The 20528-nt window shown below is 39.4% G+C and carries 17 protein-coding genes and 1 pseudogene; 6 read left to right on the forward strand and 12 right to left on the reverse strand.

Translation table 11 applies throughout. The features are described 5' to 3' along the window. Window positions 1-320: 320 nt before the first annotated feature. From potD to potA, 4 genes are all read right to left on the reverse strand, one after another. A complete protein-coding gene (potD, locus tag XDD1_RS03235) occupies window positions 321-1367 on the reverse strand; it encodes a spermidine/putrescine ABC transporter substrate-binding protein PotD (RefSeq protein ID WP_045968629.1) in 1047 nt (348 codons plus the stop codon). A 155-nt stretch (window positions 1368-1522) separates the two neighbouring features. Further along, window positions 1523-2302 (reverse strand): spermidine/putrescine ABC transporter permease PotC, encoded by a 780-nt coding sequence (gene potC, locus XDD1_RS03240; RefSeq protein ID WP_045968631.1) that lies wholly within the window; start codon window positions 2300-2302, stop codon window positions 1523-1525. Then, window positions 2299-3159 (reverse strand): spermidine/putrescine ABC transporter permease PotB, encoded by an 861-nt coding sequence (potB, locus tag XDD1_RS03245; RefSeq protein WP_045968632.1) that lies wholly within the window; start codon window positions 3157-3159, stop codon window positions 2299-2301. The genes potC and potB overlap by 4 nt, the downstream gene beginning before the upstream one ends. Next, window positions 3143-4258, reverse strand: coding sequence for a spermidine/putrescine ABC transporter ATP-binding protein PotA (gene potA / locus XDD1_RS03250; protein WP_045968634.1), 1116 nt, complete (start codon window positions 4256-4258; stop codon window positions 3143-3145). Before potA ends, potB begins: the two co-directional genes overlap by 17 nt. Before the next feature lie 554 nt (window positions 4259-4812). On the opposite strand from potA, the gene XDD1_RS03255 reads away from it, so the two are divergent. Together XDD1_RS03255 and XDD1_RS03260 are read left to right on the forward strand one after the other, a co-directional pair. Beyond that, window positions 4813-5133: a heavy metal-binding domain-containing protein gene (locus XDD1_RS03255; protein ID WP_045968636.1), complete on the forward strand. Its 321-nt coding sequence runs from the start codon at window positions 4813-4815 to the stop codon at window positions 5131-5133. A gap of 455 nt (window positions 5134-5588) precedes the next feature. After that, complete coding sequence (locus tag XDD1_RS03260; RefSeq protein ID WP_045968638.1) at window positions 5589-6779, forward strand: DNA cytosine methyltransferase; 1191 nt, start codon at window positions 5589-5591, stop codon at window positions 6777-6779. A gap of 165 nt (window positions 6780-6944) precedes the next feature. On the opposite strand, the gene XDD1_RS03265 is transcribed toward XDD1_RS03260, so the two are convergent. The 7 genes from XDD1_RS03265 to cuyB all read right to left on the reverse strand — a co-directional run bounded on the left by XDD1_RS03265 (window position 6945) and on the right by cuyB (window position 15074). After that, the gene (locus XDD1_RS03265; RefSeq protein WP_045968640.1) at window positions 6945-8792 is read right to left on the reverse strand and encodes a response regulator receiver domain; all 1848 of its coding nucleotides are present in this window, start codon (window positions 8790-8792) and stop codon (window positions 6945-6947) included. Further along, window positions 8789-11764 (reverse strand): sensor histidine kinase, encoded by a 2976-nt coding sequence (locus XDD1_RS03270; protein ID WP_045968642.1) that lies wholly within the window; start codon window positions 11762-11764, stop codon window positions 8789-8791. Before XDD1_RS03270 ends, XDD1_RS03265 begins: the two co-directional genes overlap by 4 nt. 636 nt (window positions 11765-12400) lie before the next feature. Beyond that, window positions 12401-12874, reverse strand: coding sequence for a very short patch repair endonuclease (locus XDD1_RS03275; protein WP_045968644.1), 474 nt, complete (start codon window positions 12872-12874; stop codon window positions 12401-12403). Window positions 12875-13068: 194 nt separating this feature from the next. After that, window positions 13069-13581 (reverse strand): GNAT family N-acetyltransferase, encoded by a 513-nt coding sequence (locus tag XDD1_RS03280; protein ID WP_045968646.1) that lies wholly within the window; start codon window positions 13579-13581, stop codon window positions 13069-13071. Then, on the reverse strand, window positions 13565-13858 hold the full coding sequence (locus XDD1_RS03285) for a type II toxin-antitoxin system TacA family antitoxin (protein WP_045968648.1): 294 nt from the start codon (window positions 13856-13858) through the stop codon (window positions 13565-13567). The genes XDD1_RS03280 and XDD1_RS03285 overlap by 17 nt, the downstream gene beginning before the upstream one ends. Window positions 13859-14043: 185 nt before the next feature. Continuing rightward, the gene (locus tag XDD1_RS03290; protein WP_045968650.1) at window positions 14044-14232 is read right to left on the reverse strand and encodes a helix-turn-helix domain-containing protein; all 189 of its coding nucleotides are present in this window, start codon (window positions 14230-14232) and stop codon (window positions 14044-14046) included. A 143-nt stretch (window positions 14233-14375) separates the two neighbouring features. Next, window positions 14376-15074: a cysteate racemase gene (gene cuyB, locus XDD1_RS03295; RefSeq protein ID WP_045968652.1), complete on the reverse strand. Its 699-nt coding sequence runs from the start codon at window positions 15072-15074 to the stop codon at window positions 14376-14378. Between the two features lie 128 nt (window positions 15075-15202). Between cuyB and XDD1_RS03300 the strand changes: the two genes are divergently transcribed. Then, a complete protein-coding gene (locus tag XDD1_RS03300; RefSeq protein WP_045968654.1) occupies window positions 15203-16093 on the forward strand; it encodes a LysR substrate-binding domain-containing protein in 891 nt (296 codons plus the stop codon). Window positions 16094-16159: 66 nt separating this feature from the next. Here the strand turns inward: XDD1_RS03300 and XDD1_RS03305 are convergent, their stop codons facing one another. Beyond that, the gene (locus tag XDD1_RS03305) at window positions 16160-17443 is read right to left on the reverse strand and encodes a dicarboxylate/amino acid:cation symporter (protein ID WP_045968656.1); all 1284 of its coding nucleotides are present in this window, start codon (window positions 17441-17443) and stop codon (window positions 16160-16162) included. A gap of 91 nt (window positions 17444-17534) precedes the next feature. Here XDD1_RS03305 and XDD1_RS19600 point away from each other — a divergent pair, with 91 nt between their 5' ends. From XDD1_RS19600 to XDD1_RS03320, 3 genes and pseudogenes are all read left to right on the forward strand, one after another. After that, window positions 17535-17714, forward strand: a complete 180-nt coding sequence (locus tag XDD1_RS19600) for a hypothetical protein (RefSeq protein ID WP_045968658.1) — start codon at window positions 17535-17537, stop codon at window positions 17712-17714. A 1033-nt stretch (window positions 17715-18747) separates the two neighbouring features. Further along, window positions 18748-19407 (forward strand): annotated as a pseudogene (locus XDD1_RS03315) (restriction endonuclease); the annotation flags it as partial. A 57-nt stretch (window positions 19408-19464) separates the two neighbouring features. Next, window positions 19465-20502, forward strand: a complete 1038-nt coding sequence (locus XDD1_RS03320; RefSeq protein WP_045968390.1) for an IS630 family transposase — start codon at window positions 19465-19467, stop codon at window positions 20500-20502. Window positions 20503-20528 lie beyond the last annotated feature (26 nt).

The raw sequence follows: 20528 nt of genomic DNA on the forward strand, positions 1-20528 counted from the left end.
CAGGTGGCAGACAATGCAGGGATCTCTTTTCAGGAGAGAAACGGATGAGAACGGTTGTCTGCCAGGAACAGAAAAAAGAATACCTTTGGGTATCCGGATACATTTTCTGGCAGGACTTAGTTCATCGTCGGGAAGTGCCTTCTTAGTCAGGTTGGTCAGAGGAATAACGGTGATATTATAGTCAGAGATGATAATGTTAGGCAATACAGGCTAAAAAAACACACGCGTCACACTTCAATAAATATTTATTATCACCCCGCGATGCGGGGTGATAATAAGCTGCTTTTATCTTGCGAGCTGCAATTTGAAGTTATGCCGGTTTACTGACCGGCTTTCAGTTTTTGGAAATATTCTTCATACAGGATATTGGCATTGCCGACATCGCTTTGCCATTCGCCTTTCTGGATCACCGCCTTATCGGGATACAGAGACTTATCTTCTGTCATCGATTTAGGCAGTAATTTTTTTGCTTCCATGTTCGGGGTGGGGTAACCGATTTTCTTGGCAACCTGCGCCGCAATTTCCGGACGCAACAAGAAATCGATTAACTTCATCGCGCCATCGACATTCTTGGCATTCGCCGGAATAGCCAGGCTATCCATCCAGAAAATTCCGCCTTCTTTCGGCCAAATAATATCCACCGGCGTACCCGCTTGGCGCGCAACATAAGCAGAACCGTTCCACATCATGCCGATATCCGCTTCCCCTTCCATAAAGGGATTGGCCGGATTGTCCGAGTTAAATGCCAGTACATTCGGCATCAGTTTTCTCAGCTCCTGATAAGCCGCTTCAATCTCTTTCGGATCGGTGGTATTGCCGGAATACCCCAGTTTCAGCAGCGCCATCTGGAAGACTTCACGCGCATCGTCAGTCAGCACCAGGCTGCTTTGGTATTCTGGCTTCCAAAGATCAGCCCAGGCGGAGAGCGTTTTGGGATCAATATTGTCGCCATTGACGCCAATCGCGGTGGCACCCCAAATATAAGGGATAGAATAATCGTTATTCGGATCAAAAGACTTATGGAGTAAATTAGGATCAAGATTATGGAAGTTGCTTAATTTGCTGGTATCGATTTTTCGCAACATTCCTTCTTTACTCATCTTCGAGACAAAGTAAGTAGATGGAACCACTAAATCATAAGCGTCATCTTTATAGGTTTTCAGCTTGGTGTACATGCTCTCATTGGATTCATAGGTGGAATAAATCACCTTAATCCCGGTTTCTTTCGTGAACTGGTTGAGCAAACCAGGCGGAACGTATTCAGTCCAGTTGTAGAAGTACAGCGTCTTGCCATCATCAGCGGCATTCACCGAACCCATGCTTAATGCCATCATCCCGGCGGCAAGCAGATAAAACCACTTTTTCATGTCATCTTTTCCACGCAGTTAGTGCGTTAGTATCGTAATATAGGTTCCGCGTGAACCTACCCCCCAAAAAACGGCTATTATAAAAGCCGCATTTTGCAGGGTAAAGCCACAAACAAGAAAAGCGTGGCTAACCCGCAACCACGCTTACAAGAAGATTAAGACTTACCCGTGCGGTCACGCATCACAAATTGGCTAATCAGCACCAAAACCAACGACATCAGTAACAAAATCGTTGCCAATGCGTTCACTTCCGGCGAAATGCCCACTTTGACCATCGAATAGATCTTAAGGGGCAATATTTCATAGCTTGGCCCCGTCACAAATGAGGAGACAACCACATCATCCATCGACAGGGTAAAGCTCAGTAGCCAACCCGCCATCACGGCCGGCATCGCCAGCGGCAGGATGATTTTTCGCAGAATCGTCAATTCCCCCGCCCCTAAATCACGTGCCGCTTCCAGCATCTTGACGTCGAAGTCTTTCAGGCGGGAGTAAACCGTGATCACGACAAACGGCAAGCAGAAGGTGATATGCGAAAACAGCAGTGACCAGAACCCCAGTGAGACGCCGAGCAGCATAAACAGCACCAGCAAGGAAATCGCCATCACGATATCCGGCGACATCATCACGACAAACAACATGCCGCCAACAAACTTTTTGCCCCGGAACGAATAACGATACAAGGCGACGGCGGTCAGGGAGCCAATCAAGGTCGCGAAGGTGGCGGATGCAACCGCCATCGTCAGGGAGTGGCCGGCCGCTTGCAGCAGGCTGTCATTGGAAAACAGCAGGCTATACCATTCGGTGGTAAAACCCTGCCAGCGAATGCCAAAGCGGGATTGGTTAAACGAGCTTACCAACAGGATAATAATCGGGATATACAGGTAAGCATAAACGATGGTCATAAAGCCACCGCGCAACAGGCGTCCGATCATTCCAGTTCCACCTTCTTGTTCAGCAACTTAGCCGCACGATAATAGACCAATAACATCAGCCCCATCACCAGCGTCAGACAGATGCTGGTCGCCGCGCCAAATGGCCAGTCGCGGATATTAAGGAACTGGCTCTTAATCACGTTACCGATCAGCAGGTTCTTCGCGCCGCCCATCAAATCCGCCACATAGAACAGCCCCATCGCCGGCAACATGACCAGCAAGCAACCGGCGATAATGCCCGGCATGGTGAGTGGCACAATGATACGGATAAAGGTCTGCAATTTCCCCGCACCCAGATCGCGCGCGGCTTCCAGACAGGATTTATCCAGCTTCTCAATGCTGGAATAAAGCGGCATCACCATAAACGGCAGCAGGATATAAACCAGCCCCAGCACAACGGCTTCGGGGGTATACATAATGCGCAACGGCTTATCGATAATTCCCACCCACAGCAGAAAATCATTCATATAGCCACGGGTACTGAGGAACATCTTCAAGCCATAAATCCGGATTAACGAGTTCGTCCAGAACGGCACGATCAGCAGGAATAGCATCAGTGGACGCAGTTTCTCCGGTATACGCGCCAGGAAAAACGCAAACGGATAACCAATCACCAGACAGCACAGCGTCGCGACAATCGCCATATTCAGTGAATGCAGCAACACTTCGGCATACAGTGGATCGAACAATCGGCTATAGTTATCCAGCGAGAAGACCATCTGCACTAAATTGGCATCATCACGGGTCAGGAAGCTGGTTCCGATGATCATCAGGTTCGGCAAAAAGACGAACAGCATCAGCCAGGCGACGATGCCCGTAATGACAATATTCTGGAATAGCTTACGCGTCTTCTTCATCGACCAGCACAACCTCCCAGCTTTCCACCCACGTCACGGCAATCTTTTGGTTAAGGGAATGGTCAACATCAGGATCATCTTCGTTGAAAAATTCACTTACCATGACCATCTTGCCATTTTTCATTTCGACCACGGAATCCAGCGTCATGCCCTTGTAGTTGCGCTCACGCACATAACCAATCAGCCCCGATACCTGCTCACCGTTATTGATCTCTTCTACCCGCAGATCTTCCGGGCGCAGCAGCACTTTCAGCGTTTGCCCAACCGTCACCGGCAGCGACGTGAAAATATCGCACTCGTGGCCTTCGACATTGGCGCGTATCCGCTGATCATCAATACGATGCAGCACTTCGGCATCAAAAATATTGATTTCACCGATAAAGCGGGCAACAAACAGGTTTTTCGGCTCTTCATAAATCTCACGCGGAGAGCCATCTTGCTCAATGTGCCCGTCACGCATCACCACGATGCGGTCAGACATCACCAGCGCCTCTTCCTGATCATGGGTCACGAAGATAAAGGTGATGCCGAGCTTACGCTGGAGCGCCTTCAACTCATTTTGCATCTGCTTGCGCAATTTGTAATCGAGCGCGGACAGCGATTCATCCAGCAGCAGCACCTTAGGTTTATTCACCACGGCACGGGCAATGGCCACACGCTGTTGCTGACCGCCGGAAAGCTGGGCAGGCTTACGCTGGGCAAACTCTCCGAGCTGAACCATGCGCAATGCTTCCTCAACACGCGGGGCAATCTCTTTTTCCGGTGTCTTCTGCATTCGAAGCCCGAAAGCGACATTTTCAAATACGGTCATGTGGGGGAACAGGGCATAACTTTGGAAAACCGTATTAACGTGACGGTGCTCGGCGGGAATATCGGTAATATCCTGCCCTTCCAGTAAGATTTTGCCGCCATCCGCATTTTCCAGCCCGGCAATCAGACGGAGTACTGTGGTTTTGCCGCAACCGGATGGCCCAAGAATGGTCAGGAACTCGCCATCATTGATGGTCAAATCGAGCGGTGAAATAACTTGTTTACCGTCGAAACCCTTACTCAAGGCTTTCAGTTCAACAAGTGGTGTCAGAGAGGTATTCTCAGTCATTTATGCTATCATCTATCCCTTGGAATAATGCAGATAGAACCGCCACGGGAAAAGACTGTGTCAGCTAGCAGGAGGCATCATTTCTCCGCTAAAGCTCAAAGCCAGTGGCGCCGGTTGAAATTACGAAGCGCGCATCATAAACGCAGTAAGGCCAAATTGAAAGCTGAAACAATGACAATATGTCATTTTTTATTACCATTTCAAAAATAATAACATCAAGTATCATTTTGATGGTAATTATATCATTTGTAACTATTACTTATTGGTGATTTTCCAACCAGAAAAATAGCTTTATATTTCAATAGATTCAGACAGATACCCAAGGTAAACGCCATCACCCTTAATCCCCTGCTCTCTGATGCATTCAACAGGCGAGGACGTTCGTTCTCTTGCTGTGGTATTCTGACGCGCTTTTTTATTGGTGGGATCTATGGATTTATGAGGATGATTTTTATTGGTTTATTTTATTGAAATAAAAATAATTAAGCTCACTATCCCCCTGCCAGAAGATACAGACAAATTGGCATTATGTTTTTTCCAAACGGAGATTGATTATGAAAAATGCAACAACACCCACACTAGAAGGCCATACCATCACAGATTATCTGGGTGTCGTCACAGGGGAAACGATTCTTGGTGTCAATATTGTGAAGGATTTTTTTGCCGGGGTCAGGGATATCGTCGGTGGACGTTCCGGCGCGTATGAAAAGGAATTGAAAAATGCACGGGAGATTGCTTTTGCAGAAATGAATGCACAAGCCCAGGCCTTAGGTGCTAATGCGGTTGTCGGCATTGATATTGATTATGAAACCGTCGGCAAAAATGGTGGTATGTTGATGGTCGCCGTATCGGGGACAGCGGTTAAGATTGTGTAAGGGGTAATGGTACTGAGTTTGTGGGTTAGGCCATCGTTGGGTGGCTTAAAAATAATCCAATGTGGATGGAGTTACATAGCTGAATCACCAATACTGGCTATCGCAGGGAATGGTTGAATGAGCATCAGGTAATTTTGTTTGAATCTTATCCGGTTGGGATTGGGAAGTGATTTTTTGATAGTAGATAAAACAGTATAGGGATCTACATAAAAAATTTAAAATCAACAACATAAGTCTTAATCCACCATCAATTTTCTATGTTTATAGTTTATGACTGTAAACATAGAAGTAAAGCAGTCTAAGTAAAAAACTGATTAATTAACGACCAATAAAGCATGGGAAAGAAAATTAACTAAGCTATAGCTGATATAGATAAATTCTGGTATGAAAAGAACGGAGTTTATTTTCTTAAGGGTTAAACGTAGAATACCGCGTTTAAATTTGGTCAGGTTTGTATGAAAGCGATAGATTTGTTTGCAGGCGCGGGTGGTTTTAGTTTAGCAGCACATCAATTAGGCATTGATGTGCTTGCTGCTATTGAATTTGATAAAGCCGCTGCTGATACATACCGAACCAACTTAATTGAAAGGCTGGGTTACAAAACAAAGCTCTTTCAACAAGACATTCTCACAATCTCCCCCGAGAAACTTCGCCTAGAGTTAGGAATGCAAAAGGAAGAACTTTCACTTCTACTTGGCGGTCCTCCTTGTCAAGGTTTCTCGAGCCATCGTATAAAGAATGCCGGTGTTGATGACCCCAGAAATAAGCTATTACTGCGCTATTTTGACTTTGTTAAAGAATTCAAACCACAATTTTTCTTAGTCGAAAATGTGGCTGGCTTGCTTTGGGAAAGGCATGCTAAATATCTAGATGATTTCAAAGAATTAGCAAAATCTAATAATTACAACATCATTTATTGCAACACATTAAATGCAAAAGATTATGGTGTGCCTCAAAATAGAAAAAGAGTTTTTATTCTGGGTGTTAGAAAAGATTTAAATCTCAGAGATGATTTTGAATTTCCACCAACTTCCACACATTTTTCTCCCAAATCAAAAGAAGTTACACAACAAAAACTACCTTCTTGGAGAACGGCTTCTTCTGTCTTTGAAAAACTACCCCGTGAATTGAGAAAAAAGTATGTTAAAGAACATTTTAGGCCACATACAGAATTAACAGATAAAGAAGCCCTTAAGCTTCTGAAAAAGCTTGAGCACGGCTCTTCAATACCCAAAGATGATCCATGCAACATACATATGAACCCAACACCGCGAATGGTTGAACGTTTTAAAAGTACGAGACTAAATGGCAGCCGCAATGATGCAGCATCAGAATTCGAACTTGATTGCCACTCAAATGGATATGAAGGGCATAAGGATGTTTATGGGCGAATGATTATTCATCAACCCGCTAATACAATCACCACTGGATGCAATAACCCATCTAAAGGTAGATTTGTACATCCATGGGAAAACCACGGTATTACTTTACGGCATGCAGCTCGCATCCAAACATTCCCTGATGATTATATATTCACCGGAAGTTCGACACACCAAGCAAAACAAATCGGTAATGCAGTTCCTCCAATGTTAGGAAAAGCCCTAATAGATTCAATTATGAACGGAAGAAAAAACACCGACAAATAAGTCAATTTTTATACCCATAAGTTAATTTTTTATAATGATAGTGCTATCACAGTATTTATACTGTTGTCATCTTTATAGAGCAAAAAATTAAATAATATTTATCATTAACTAGGCTGCTCTTATAGCAGCCTATTTCATAGTTAATATTACATTTCACTAAGTAACTTAACTTTCACATAGAGATACAAAATCAAGTCCAATACGGCTTTTAGTTCTTCCTGTAATCTGTAATAAGTGTAGAGCATATTCATAACGTAATTGTGCAACCACTTTCCCGTGAATAGACTTAAACGTGGGTATACTCTCATTGTCTATTGTTGGTTTATAAAATATTAGAGATTTATCTGATTTATTAAAACGCCCTTGATCTCCAACTAAGAAATTATCACTTATTGGATTTGATGAAAAATAAATTTTTGGAATAAAACTAAATATATCAATTTCATCACTGTCTGATATAGAAACAAAAATAAGATCATTTCTGGTTGCCATCGAAAGAGCTCTACTAATTAAGTCTTCTTTCTTAAGCCCGGATTCTCTATCGTCTTTTTTAGCAGCATCTGAAAGATTAAATAATCTAACCAATGTAACTGGTATGTTTTGTCCTGTATTTATTTTTTTCTGTCCTGGTTGTAAATCACAAGCAGGAGTCATACAGATCCAATAACTTTTCTCATTATCATCATCGAGCTGTATAATATGCCCTGTATTTAAATGATAACCCACAACAGGAATAGAGCAGTTAAATTTATTCACATGCTGTAAGGTTTTCTTCTCATCCTTAACAGTCCATTTAGACATAAGTGAATTTTGACTGTCTTCCGGAAGATTTTTTATGTAACTAACAATTTTTGATGAAAAATTAATCATTTCATCTTTCGTTGATACAGCGATCTCTTCCCAATGTTTTGATAATATATTCCAAATTTTAAACTCTAATGTATTTTCATCTTTGCTATTTAAGGTATCTAAGATTTCCTTCAACCAATGTGATTGCAAGTACTTTTTGTTTACTATTTTATTAGCAATCATAAATCCATTTTCATCAATTTCATGACGCAGTTTTGCTAATAATAATTGATGAGGATGAGGACACCAGTTAGAAAGCGCTTGGCATAATCTATCAGGGATATTGGTAGGGGATATATTTTTGGCTAGAACAGTAACAAATAAGTTATCAGCTTTTATCCAATTAATTTCACCATCAATATTCCAGTCAAGACCACTAATATTATTAGTTCCATAAAGAGATGAAAACCTTTTATTTTTCTGGTAACAAAGCCATGAAATCATAGCTTTTTTCCTATATCTATTAACGTTATACTTATCACACGCCTCATCACATAAACGAATAAATTCCTTAAAATGCGATGACTCAGAGCAGTCAGATAAATTCCCATTAAAATCTTTTAGGACAGATAAAAAATCAAAATCTGTAAAAGAATCTATAAGTTTCTGCTCAAACTCTTCATCATCAACAGTGACCTCATCTAAAAAATCATTAACTTTATTTTCAGTTCCACTCCCATAATTTATTATTGGGGCAGATTGCAAATATGAAATTATGTCAATAAAAATTTTATTTATATCATGACCATTACCATAATAGCCACTTGTATGTATAACAACCAAGTTAAAATGTGTTTTTTGGGCTAAATTTCTTATTATATTCAAAGCTGTTAAACTTCTACTTCCATGATCTCCTTTTTCAAGATGATAATCTAATATTAAAAGATCACTATTGATATAAGAACCTATGCTATCATCAAAAGAATCTATAAAACTCTGCCCGTCATCAATATCTACTATCCAATTCCTTTTAGTATTATGACAAAAATCAATAACTTCTTTTAATCTATCTTCATTAACTTTCTTATATTGTTTATTTTGAAGTAATCCTGCAATAGTAGGATACTCATCATCAATAATAGTAACAGAACGAATAGGCTTTATAAAAGCTTCGTTAATTAATTCTCCGAAAGCTAAATCATTTATCATTTTTTGATTATTCATTTTGTTATTCCGTTAAATTTTATAGCAAAGTTAGCCCCAGATAATTTCTTACCACTTTCATTTACTTCATAGCGGATAGAATGCCCTCCAGGTTGTAAATTAGTACGGCAAAGATATAATCCTACACCACGGCCACCTCGATGTTTTCGAGTGAAGAATAATGTAAATAACTGTTCAATATCATCAGAATCAACCCCAGGGCCATTATCAGATACGAATACTTCACCTTCGCTAAAATCTAACAAAATTTTTTTATTATCAACATCTTGCTGACAAACCCAATATCTTGAATTATTCACTAAATTAATAAAAACAGGATATATCCGTGACGGAAAATCAGTTATAGAAAAACATTCGAAAGAACTGGTCATTTCGAAACTAATGCCGCGTAGTTCAAAAGCATTACCAAAAAAGTTATTGATGTAGTCAAAAATATCTTTGCCAGTAATATTTTTCTTTATTTTTTCACCTGATAATTTTAACGGGGAAAGGAAACGCCATTTATCACTTAAGCTTTGTTGAGCATAATTAATATCATCGAAAATTCTTTTTTCCTGTTCAGTAAACGAGGCGTTTCTGAGAGAATTTAATCCTCTGGAAATGGTCGAATCAAGGGCTTCAACTTCATGACCAATAACTTCTACCGTGATACCTAATTGAGCTAATGAGTTTAAGCGTTCCGCTTCTTGTTTCCATTTAGCCGTCTCATTTAAGCTATGTATAGCTAATCCTTCTAAATCAATTTGTTCGCGTATATTCTGTATTGCAGTAATATATGGTATCAACCTTTGATTACTTTCAACTAATTGCTTTTGATATTCATCATCAATCTTTCTCAAAACTAAAGAAAGAGGAACTTTTTCTAAGTTCAAATCTTCAAGTAAATTCGCAAGAGAATGTTGAAAAATCTTGCTTTGTTTTCCAATAAGATCGTTGAATCTATTAAGTTCATCCTGAAGCAGTTCTTTACCTAAAGATGCTGTTTTTCTAATAAAAGAATTGATATAACGTTTCTTTTCATTAAAAATATCAATGGCAATATCATAATCAGTTTTATTGCTTAAGCTACTCAAAGAAACATTAGCTGACTCATCCAAAATCTTTATTATTCCTCTGGCCTCCAATTCAATTCTTCTATAATTTTTATAGTCACTCTCAACAGAGCCGAGATTATTTGGCACAGGACTCAAAGAAAATTTTTGCATTTCATCATTAAAACAGCTTACTGTTTTTTTAAATTCTTTAGCGTCCTCAAGAGTAAGAATTTCTTCTACATTGGTATATCTATGTTGTAGGTCTTTCAAATCCTGTAACTTACACTTTAATAATCCAAAATTCTCATTAATTGCATTTTTTATTCTTTTTCTTTCTTTTTGAATTAGTTTCTTTCTGTCAGCTTCGGCTTTTTGTGTAGCTTTTAATGCTGCAACATCTTCTAAATGAACTTTTCTTATATCAGATTCACGCCCTAAATACTTAAATGCAGTTGATATTAATATATTTTCTACAACTTCTCTAAACATTTTAGATGCTGTGTTATCTAGTAAACCTTCACGACCAGCCTTATCTTTTAAATTCGGATTATCTTTCCTTGTAATTGCTATCCGGCCAAAAGTACGGCGATTCGACCAAAAATACCGACCGGCATTTTGGCTTCTTCTTTTCTCTATCTCAAAATAATCATTATCTTCCCTTCCATATGGCATAACTCTCAGGCCATCACGATATATACGTACTCCTCCATATAATTCGCTTTGTTTAGTGAAAAAATCATTCAAGTCATCTGACAATGTTGAGTTACTTTTATTATATTCATAAGATCCGATACGAATATTGAATGCTCCAAATTTAGTATTTGATTTGGTTTTATATTTTCTTACAGGCTTAATTACTACATCTTCAATTTTTTCACCAAATGCTTTAATATAACCATGAAAATATCCTTCATCATCAATAACTCCGTCTACTATATGTTCAAGTAATTCTAAATTAGATAAATCAAAACTTCTGACATCATCAATAATAACCCGTTGAACATGCCCATTCCAAATTACTACAGATGTAGAAAAATCATCAATTTTGGATTCCCCCAGTTTAGAAAATGGGTCAGTGAAATTTATTAATGTTTGTTTCAGGCTATTTCTTGCTTTTATTAAAGCTGTATCACCATCACTTGAAACATCAAACGGTATTTGAGCTTTCAAATCATCATGAATTTCAGCCATAAACATGGCTGTGCCATGAGTACTTTCACCAGTCCATACACTCCATGTCGATAACATTCTTTCATCAAAAATATCTTTATTTGCTGTTTTCAATACTCGTTCTTTTGTGGATAAGTTTCCACCATGTACTTCCTGATCCTCCAATCGGTTCCATGCACCAACCAATCGCAATGTTCTGGCTGTCGGGTCATCACCAATTGAATTTTCATCACCCAATATATTACTCAACAACGAGTCAAACATATTCGGTAACAATTTTTCCAATTCTTTTTTATTATCAAATTCAACAATTGGTATAAATACATCATCTAACATTAAATATGGATTTTCGAAAAATCGCCAATCAATTAAAGCTGCTACAAAGGAACTATTTTTCCTCTTAGAAATAATTAACAATAATGAACCCAAAGCTGCACAAGAAAGTCTCCCGATTCCTTTTTGGCCTTGCTTAATCCTTTCAGGGAAACCCAGTCTATCACTTTCCTGTGTAATTGAACGACCTGCCTTCGACTCAGTGCCAATGACCAGCCATTTAGATTTGAATTCTTCAATATCCATCCCATGCCCATTATCAACCAATGTAGCTACTGGAATTTCTCCATCAAAAATATTTAGCTCTACTTTACTGGCATAAGCATCATAAGCATTCTTCCAAAGCTCAGAGATAGCGGTCGGACAATCTGCTATTTGCTCTCGCCCAAGATGATCAATTGTTCTCGCCCTAGTCTTAAAGGAAATCGATTCCATTTTAAACTCAACCTCTTCTGTTTAGTGTAGTACCTACTTTTTTATCATTTATGTTACTGCATTAATACTTACTTTGCCCATTTTTGGCTGGAAATAGGATACTATTTTTCTTATCTTAGCTGGTTATAAAATTTGTAAAAGAAAATTCATTAGGGAATGTTGATGACGTTTAGAGCGACATATAGCTTCCACAGTACAAAAAGCAATCTTTTTATAGGTTGAAATAGCCATAATTTTTGTAGTCCTAAATTGAGCCAATCTATCCCTGCTATCTACCGTCTACCGTTTTGTTGTCAATATACCCATCAAAGATATAGTAGCCTGAAATTAATACTATTTATATTCCGGTCATATCAATGAATTAACATATAGTTATTATTATAGTAGTAATTTCTTTTTGTGAAAATTTATACATCTGGAAGGATTATCGTGAGAAATATAGTTTCGCTGTAGATTAAAATTCTATTTATACCCAATTAACTTGAAGATTCATACTGGTATTTTATATATTACTGATTTTTTAGTTGAAAATATTAATAGCCAAATAATCTCTTGAAGCAAGAAGAGTATAAAAATGCAATTCCCTTTTATAATACTTAGATTCACATTTATCTTTCTTATGGATTTATAATATACTTAAAAATAAACTTGATGAATACCTTTGTAATCAATTTCCACACATAGGTAATCTTCACATAACCACTCTTCAATTCGTTCTGATAAATCACGGTCAGATAATTTGTATTTTCCATTTAAAGAGCATCCCCAAATAATTAGTATTTTCCAATCCAAATCAAGTAAAGTGTTGATAACAGCATTATCTCTATTAATATTATATTTTATTTTTTTCAACCAAAACTCTCTCCTTGTCGCTGGGGGGTTAAACATATAACATTTATGTCCGTGCCAAAAACAACCATGCACAAATAATATAGCTTTATATTCATCTATAACAAAATCAGGTTTACCCGGTAAATCTGCAACCTGTTTTCTATACGAAACACCTAGTCCTTGAATAATTTTTTCTACCTTTTTTTCTATAGATGTATCACTACTTTTAATTGCTCGCATATTCCTACTACGGGTTTCTGAATTATGATTATCAGCCATAACTAACTCTCTTTTATACTTAATCAGTCTTAAAACATAAGATGAAATTATCATTAAAAATTTTGATTTACCATAAACTAGATATGGAAACACAATTTATCTATTATTTAGAGATGCCTTTTATAACTTTATGTGTTCTAATTCTGATTAGATCAGATAATTATTATAAAAAAAATCAAAATCATATATGAATCCTATAACTCCCCCACAACTTCCATACAAGTTTTGATAGGTAGCCACATTTCAAGACATAAGTGATCTTCGGGTTCAACCGATAAAAAACCGTATTGCTGATAAAAAGGAATGACTTTAGAGTTCATTGGATCAGCAAACAATCCAATCGCTGATATTTGTTGTGAAACTAATACAGTTCGATAGATAGCATCAACCAACAATTTTTCACCTATCCTTTGACCTTGATATGAGCGATCCACAGCGAGACGAGCCAATTTTACTGCATTAAGTGGATGAGGGTATTTTTTATAATCTCTATGAGCAGGTGTTGTTATCACGGAATAACCCGTCAGCGTGTAATACCCCAGAATAGTTGTCGGTTCTGAAGCCCGGCAAGCGACATAACTTTTTGCAATGTGTTTTATGGTTTTCTGCCGGGCTTGTTGCTGCAAGAATTGATTTAGCTCATAAATACCACAATCAAATACCTTACGATTATGTTGTTGAGTAATTTCTTCAATTATCATGGACATTTATCACATCCTTGTAACTCTTAGCTGCCTTAAGAAGTTTCTGATTTGCTTTTGGTGGGTTTTCCAACGCAGAAAATAATGCATCTGCACCCGCCATTGAGAGCTGTAATGTTTCCGCACGTTCAATGACATTACGCGCCTTATCCATCGCTGCTTCAATAAGGAATTGAGATAGGCTTAAGCCTGAGTAATCCGCTGCTCTTTGTACAATTTCTTGTATTTCCATAGTTGTTCTGGCAACCAAACGGGTTTCTTTACGTTCTGAATAAGTAGACATTATTTCACCTTTTTATGTTCGAAAAACAATCTAAACATAGTGCCATAATGGCACACAAAATCAACTTAGACAAACCGTATGCCATTATAGCATACAATAATATTGATGAAATAATGCATTAATTATCATACAAATCAGAACAATATCTGACTGTAGATAACATAAATCAATACACCTTTTACCCCTTACAAGCTGTAATTCGCTTGTATTTTTAACCATGTTTTCGGTGTGACAGATGTATACCCAGAAAGCAGTCTGCTAGCAATAGAAGGAGCAATTTTCATTGCTTTAGCAAACTGCCGTAAACTTACATTCATTTCTTCTAATGTTTCGGCAATGATTTCACCAGGATGCGCAGGGTTAGCCACTCTCATTAGTGATAATTCTCCAAATTAAAAATTTCAGTGCCACTATCTGTGAATTTAAACAAAAATATTAAGTTCAACTATAGATATTATATAACTTCTTCCTACAAAAAAATAATCAAACTCTTTATCGATAGTTCTATTTCATTCGACTAAATACAATCTTCATTCAAACAACTCCACTCCACCGCCTTTCTAACCAATTCCTCCGTAGCATCAATATACTCCCCTTTATCGCCACAACCACTAAGAATAATCGGTATCTCACTACATCCCATAATAAATTTCTCAACCCCCATATTTTTAAGCTGAGTAATAACAGGTTCCATTAACCAATACGATTTTTTCCTATCCCCACTCTTATAAGCCAATATACTCTCCATAATAATTTCCTGCTGAATATCATCAGGAGCCACAAAATTCACTTTATATTTTTTCAGCCTATCCTGATAAAGACCTGCCTTTATTGTCCCCGTTGTAGCAAGAATCGCAACGTTATTAATTCCTTCCCTCACTATCTTATTACAAGTCACTTCAATCATATTTATAAAATGAATATTACTTGATGCTTTTAGTTCTTCGTACCAATAATGGGCAGTATTACAGGGCATAATAATACACTGCGCTCCCGCCGATTCTAATATTCTCAATGCAGCCAACATCTTATTTAACGGAGATTCCCTGCCAGCAAGTATACTTGCCGTTCTGTCAGGAATGTCGGGAAAGGAAACGGTTATTACCGGAATATTTTCCTGATCACAAGTTGCCGGTGTATTTTTAATGATCTTATCCATTGCATCCAGCGTTGCTGCTGGCCCCATTCCACCCAATATGCCAATTATTTTTTTCATATGCCACCTCGGTAAATAATCGTTATGATGGCACAGTGATTACTGTTCGTAATTGCAATGTTTCTATTCATTATGCTGTATTTGCATAAGTCATTTTATGCAGACAGTTCAATAATAAGGTGCAGTTTATGCTTAATAATATTGAGCTAAAATGGTTATATGATGCGGTAATGTTGGAGGAGTTACGCAGTTTTACGCTTGCCACGGAACGAAGGAATATATCCCAGTCTTCTTTTAGCCGACGGATTCAGGCACTTGAGAAGGCTGTCGGTTTTGAAATATTTAATCGTAACTCGAATCCATTGCAACTTTCATTACAAGGGAGAGGTTTTATTGTTTATGCCAGAAATCTGCTTGGCGATATAGAGCATCAAATCGGTAAAATAAAAGGCGGTGAAATACCTAAACACCGAATTAATATCGCCACAGCCCATTCGCTTTCAATTTCTCTGTTACCTGAATTAATTTCTGGTTTTGCGGAGAAGTCGGATAAGGTTTTTAATATCGAATCCATTAATGCTGATGAAGCTGTCAATAATCTTAAAAATGGTAAAAGTGATTTCATTCTGTCTTTTTTTAATGAAGAGCTAATGACATCACCGTTTCTTAATCATAAAGTACTGGATGCTCAGTTATATCTTGTCTCCGGCTGTAAAGCTGATGGAAAACCATTATATCGGCTGGAAGATTCACCCTTGCCGTTAATGAAATACACCGATGAGAGTTATATGGGGCGTCAGGTGAATCTATTACTGGAAAAGGTTTTTAAGGACAAATTTATCTATTTTTGCCTTTCATCCATGAGTGAATTACTGAAACGTATGGTGCTGGATGGTCACGGTGTCGGTTGGCTGCCGGATTATTCAATCAGTGAGGAACTCAAGGTTCAGAAGTTATGTTTGCTGGAACCCGATCAGACTGCAATAAAAATAGGCGTTTTTATTTATCGAACCTATTCCCGTCTTAATCCTTCCTCTGAACGTTTTTGGCAATATATGCGAAAACGGTGGACAGTATAAACCTGACCACCAGACTGCCACTCAATTCACTTGCTGTAATCACTGAACTGAATACAGCAAGTACACTCAAACTTCTTGGCGGGCAATTGCGCTTTGCTGCGGTTCCCGTTCGTTACTACTTTGTTTTTCCTCCAATTTAGCAATCACGGCAGTAGAAATGCTGTTACCCACGACATTGGTCGCCGTGCGTCCCATATCAAGAAATTGATCAATCGCGAGAATCAGCAAAATCCCCGCTTCCGGCAGGCTAAACATAGGCAAAGTTGCCGCAACGACCACCACCGAAGCACGTGCGACGCCAGCCATGCCTTTACTTGTGATCATCAACGTCAACATAATCATGATTTGTTCTGCAATACTCAGATCGATGTTGTAAGCCTGTGCAATAAAAAGAACCGCAAAGGATTGGTACATCATCGAACCATCAAGGTTAAAGGAGTAGCCCAACGGCAATACGAAGCTGGAGATTTTTTTCGGTACACCAAAGCGATCCAGCGCATTCATGGTCTTGGGGTAGGCCGACTCACTGCTCGCGGTGGCAAAGGCCAATGTCACGGGTTCCCGAATTAATTTCATCAGTGAAAACATATCCTTGCCGAGGAAAAAGAACCCAACGGCTGACAGGATCGCCCAAAGCAAAAATAGCCCAAGGTAAAAGAGGCCAATAAGTTTGCCGTAGTCATAAAGCAGGCCCAGACCTTGCACAGTAACGGCAGAGGCAATGGCAGCAAACACAGCAATCGGCGCAAATGACATCACGTAATCTGTGATACGAAACATGATGCGCCCCAGATCTTCAATCAAGGTCACGATCGGGCTAATTTTCTGGCTGTTCTGGCAGATATAGGAAAGCGCGGCACCAAAAAACAGGGAAAAAATCAGGATCTGCAAAATCTCATTATTCGCCATCGCAGAGGCGAAGCTGCTTGGGAAGATATGGCTGATAAAGTTTTTCAGCGAGAACTCGCTGGTGTTGAGGCCGCTATTCACCTCTTCCTGCTGCATAATGGCAACATGAAGCCCAACGCCGGGTTGGAATAGGTTTGCCATCAACATACCAATGCCGAGTGAGACTAAGCCCGCGATAATAAACCATGTCATCGCCTTGAGGGTAATGCGTCCTACGGACGATGATCCGCCGATTGACATTAAGCCAGTCACAATCGTGGCAAATACGAGGGGCGCGATGATCATTTTTATCAGGCGCAGGAATATATCGGTGATGATGTTGATATAGGAGGCAACTTCTTTTGTCTGGCCAGCATCAAGATAATGATGAAAACCCCAGCCGGTAATAATCCCAAGCAGAATAGCCACGATGATTTGCTGCATGAGTTTTTGCCTATTCATGGTAACCTCTTATTTTTTATTTCCTGATTTTTATTTGATCGAATATTTACATTTTTTTAACCTTTGATGAAATGCAAATGAAAGATACGCCATGCAGAAAATGCATCACGATGTTGAGAATGAGATTAATGCCCAGAATAGCGATGTGCTGTCCTTAAATTGGATTGAAAAATATATCCTGAACTCATTTATTGATCTGCCTAAATGCACTCCCCATTTTAAATTCATATCTGAACATGCCCCAATACAGTGGCACCGAATCACGGTATGATTTTGTCATCTATTGTCCAGTTTTGCTTACTCTATTTCCCGATTGTGGTACCATATGAAAAAGCATCATCAGAGACTACTAAGGGTGTAAAAATGGACTCCTGGATTTTTTTGTTGTGTTGATATTTATCTATCTCCTTTTTTCAAAAAGAAAAAAAATGGCACTGCCAGCCAATACAGTAAGAACAACACTTCAAAAAATACGATAAGCCAATCATCTCACCCTGTTAAATCGGTAAAAAACGTAAATACTTCTTCATCGCAGATACAAGCATCAGACGATGAGGCGCTTGCGACTTTCACTCTCGTTAATGGCTTAGCAGTTGAATTTCGTAGTAACCACAGACAAGTAACAAACTCATCCACCGAGCATAATAGAACTCCAGCACGATGGGTAATCCCAGGAGAAAATGTCAAAGTCCAAAATATCGTTATTAATCGTGGCAATTTTTATTTGGGAGGACAGATAAAATCTGATGTTTCGGAAAAATACACTGATTTTTATAGTCATGGTTCCGATGCCTCGCTGGTTAATGATGCATTATCTATCCAGACGGTCACCAGACATCACGAGGATGATTCATTAGGGTACCATCAGAATTTTTTCTTGCCGAAAGCGTGCCTGAAAAATTTCTTGAGAAATATGACGAATACCTACCCGATGTATTGCTTACTCAGGGATACGGATTACGAGCTTTTGATGTTGATGGCGTGAGTAGATGGTTGCAAGAACATCTCTAGTGGTACACCAGTTGACGCTGGTGGTTTTCAGGTTAAATTTGCCACATGATCAATTAACCTATGTCAAAGCATTTAAAAAAATCATGTGTTCGGGACAGCCGATTGGGGATTTGTGCCCAGACTTCAATTACTGGTAACGCATTGCTTCTGTACAGTAAATTCAATAACATGGAAAAAGCTGACATGTCGCAAGATATTGTTCATATACTTCAACTGCATGCCACATAAGGCTAAATTAGAGCACATCACAGAAATTAAACAATAAGCAATGCTACATCAGAGGAAACATCACGATGGATCTTTTGGATAGTGTCGAGGCAGGCAAGCTGACGCTCAGTGAATTGATTAACACCTTGGCAGAAGATAAAAATATTCCCACTTCAGAGTGGAATCGACGATACCGTGAATTTACACAGCTGCTCCAGCAAACTTCAACATTCTCGGAACCTGAAACGGATGATTTAATCAAACGGCTTTGGTATGAACGTGGTAACGGCATTGCCAGTATTCGTCAGGGTGGCCCATCTTTGGCGGAATATCAGCAAAGTCTGCCACTGCTAAGAGAATTAACCGAGCGTGTTCGTCAGCAACCGGATGAAGCAACCTACCAATATGTAGGCCATGCTCTGCAACAGGCCAAAGAAACCGGGCTACTGAAGCGTATGTATCGGAGTTTGAGAAACCGTGTCTTTGCCGCTTTTTTGCCAGAGACCTGCACCAGTGCCGTGGATGAGAATGCGTTTACAAAAACGGCGGATTTCCTAAATAAACAATTCAGCCTCGGTTTGGCGCTTAACGGAAATTGGCTGCAGAAAAACCATGAATTGAAGCAAGCCATACACGTTCAATCTCCCAATGCAGATCCTTATTACGTTAATATAGCTATCTGGCATCTCTATGAATTATTGCGCGAACGCGATAATGAGCAAAAACAGGAGAAAATGTCCAGCTATACCAATCGCCATTGAAGATGCTTGATTTCTTATCCAAACCCGATCATGCTTGCAATCATGAAAATTCATCTGACACCAGAACAAAAACGTGCCCTCGAATTGATGCATGATACCACTCGTGATAGTCGAGTCTGTGATCGCATCAAGGCCGTGCTTTTGGCGTCAGAGGGCTGGACAGCTCAGATGATTGCTCAGGCCTTACGTATTCATGAAACTACGGTAAGCCGTCACCTAAAAGATTTCATCGCGCAGGAAAAACTCACCCCCGAAAATGGCGGTTCTGAAAGCCATCTCTCTGCCAAACAAACCGCCGATCTGGTTGATTATTTGACGGCAAATTTGCTGCATACGACCGCTCAAATTGTGGATTATGTACGAGCTCGTTGGCAGGTGTCTTTCAGCGTGGGAGGCATGACGAAATGGCTTCACCGACAAGGTTTCAGCTACAAAAAGCCAAAGGGCGTTCCTCATAAATTCGATGCGGATAAGCAGCAACAATTTATTGATGACTACCAGTCTCTGAAAGACCGGGCAGGTCAGAATGAACCTATCCTATTTATTGATGCGGTGCATCCTTCGCAGTCCACAAAGCTCAGCTATGGTTGGATGAAAGCGGGGAAAAATCAGGTAAAAGTGGTCGAAACCACCGGCAGTCGTACCCGTCTCAATCTTCTGGGCGCCCTCAATTTACAACGAATTGAAGACACCGTGATCCGTGAATACCCGAGTATCAATGCCGAAAATATCGCGTATTTTTTCGGCGCTATTAGAGAAACTTACCCACTTTCGCAAAAAATTCATATTATTCTGGATGGGGCGGGTTACCACCGGGCAGAATTGGTGAAAGAGGTGGCATATGTCCTTAATATTGAACTGCATTACCTACCGCCTTACAGCCCAAACCTCAATCCAATAGAGCGATTGTGGAAGTATATGAATGAGCAAGTACGTAACAATGTTTATTTTCCGGATGCGAAGACATTCCGTGAAACCCTTCGTCACTTTTTTCATGTCACTTTGCCAGAAAAAGCGAAAGAACTCACGACTAGACTGACTGACAACTTTCAGATTTTAAAACCTGCATCTTCAAGTTAGATTGGTATATACATCAACAGCCAGTC

The organism is Xenorhabdus doucetiae (assembly GCF_000968195.1).
Classification (GTDB): Bacteria; Pseudomonadota; Gammaproteobacteria; order Enterobacterales; family Enterobacteriaceae; genus Xenorhabdus; species Xenorhabdus doucetiae.

What these genes read in the sequence shown, in the direction of transcription:
- potD (WP_045968629.1), bottom strand. Translation starts at nt 1,367, where the DNA reads ATGAAAAAGTGGTTTTATCTGCTTGCCGCCGGGATGATGGCATTAAGC.
- potC (WP_045968631.1), bottom strand. Translation starts at nt 2,302, where the DNA reads ATGATCGGACGCCTGTTGCGCGGTGGCTTTATGACCATCGTTTATGCT.
- potB (WP_045968632.1), bottom strand. Translation starts at nt 3,159, where the DNA reads ATGAAGAAGACGCGTAAGCTATTCCAGAATATTGTCATTACGGGCATC.
- potA (WP_045968634.1), bottom strand. Translation starts at nt 4,258, where the DNA reads ATGACTGAGAATACCTCTCTGACACCACTTGTTGAACTGAAAGCCTTG.
- XDD1_RS03255 (WP_045968636.1), top strand. Translation starts at nt 4,813, where the DNA reads ATGAAAAATGCAACAACACCCACACTAGAAGGCCATACCATCACAGAT.
- XDD1_RS03260 (WP_045968638.1), top strand. Translation starts at nt 5,589, where the DNA reads ATGAAAGCGATAGATTTGTTTGCAGGCGCGGGTGGTTTTAGTTTAGCA.
- XDD1_RS03265 (WP_045968640.1), bottom strand. Translation starts at nt 8,792, where the DNA reads ATGAATAATCAAAAAATGATAAATGATTTAGCTTTCGGAGAATTAATT.
- XDD1_RS03270 (WP_045968642.1), bottom strand. Translation starts at nt 11,764, where the DNA reads ATGGAATCGATTTCCTTTAAGACTAGGGCGAGAACAATTGATCATCTT.
- XDD1_RS03275 (WP_045968644.1), bottom strand. Translation starts at nt 12,874, where the DNA reads ATGGCTGATAATCATAATTCAGAAACCCGTAGTAGGAATATGCGAGCA.
- XDD1_RS03280 (WP_045968646.1), bottom strand. Translation starts at nt 13,581, where the DNA reads ATGTCCATGATAATTGAAGAAATTACTCAACAACATAATCGTAAGGTA.
- XDD1_RS03285 (WP_045968648.1), bottom strand. Translation starts at nt 13,858, where the DNA reads ATGTCTACTTATTCAGAACGTAAAGAAACCCGTTTGGTTGCCAGAACA.
- XDD1_RS03290 (WP_045968650.1), bottom strand. Translation starts at nt 14,232, where the DNA reads ATGAGAGTGGCTAACCCTGCGCATCCTGGTGAAATCATTGCCGAAACA.
- cuyB (WP_045968652.1), bottom strand. Translation starts at nt 15,074, where the DNA reads ATGAAAAAAATAATTGGCATATTGGGTGGAATGGGGCCAGCAGCAACG.
- XDD1_RS03300 (WP_045968654.1), top strand. Translation starts at nt 15,203, where the DNA reads ATGCTTAATAATATTGAGCTAAAATGGTTATATGATGCGGTAATGTTG.
- XDD1_RS03305 (WP_045968656.1), bottom strand. Translation starts at nt 17,443, where the DNA reads ATGAATAGGCAAAAACTCATGCAGCAAATCATCGTGGCTATTCTGCTT.
- XDD1_RS19600 (WP_045968658.1), top strand. Translation starts at nt 17,535, where the DNA reads ATGCAGAAAATGCATCACGATGTTGAGAATGAGATTAATGCCCAGAAT.
- XDD1_RS03320 (WP_045968390.1), top strand. Translation starts at nt 19,465, where the DNA reads ATGAAAATTCATCTGACACCAGAACAAAAACGTGCCCTCGAATTGATG.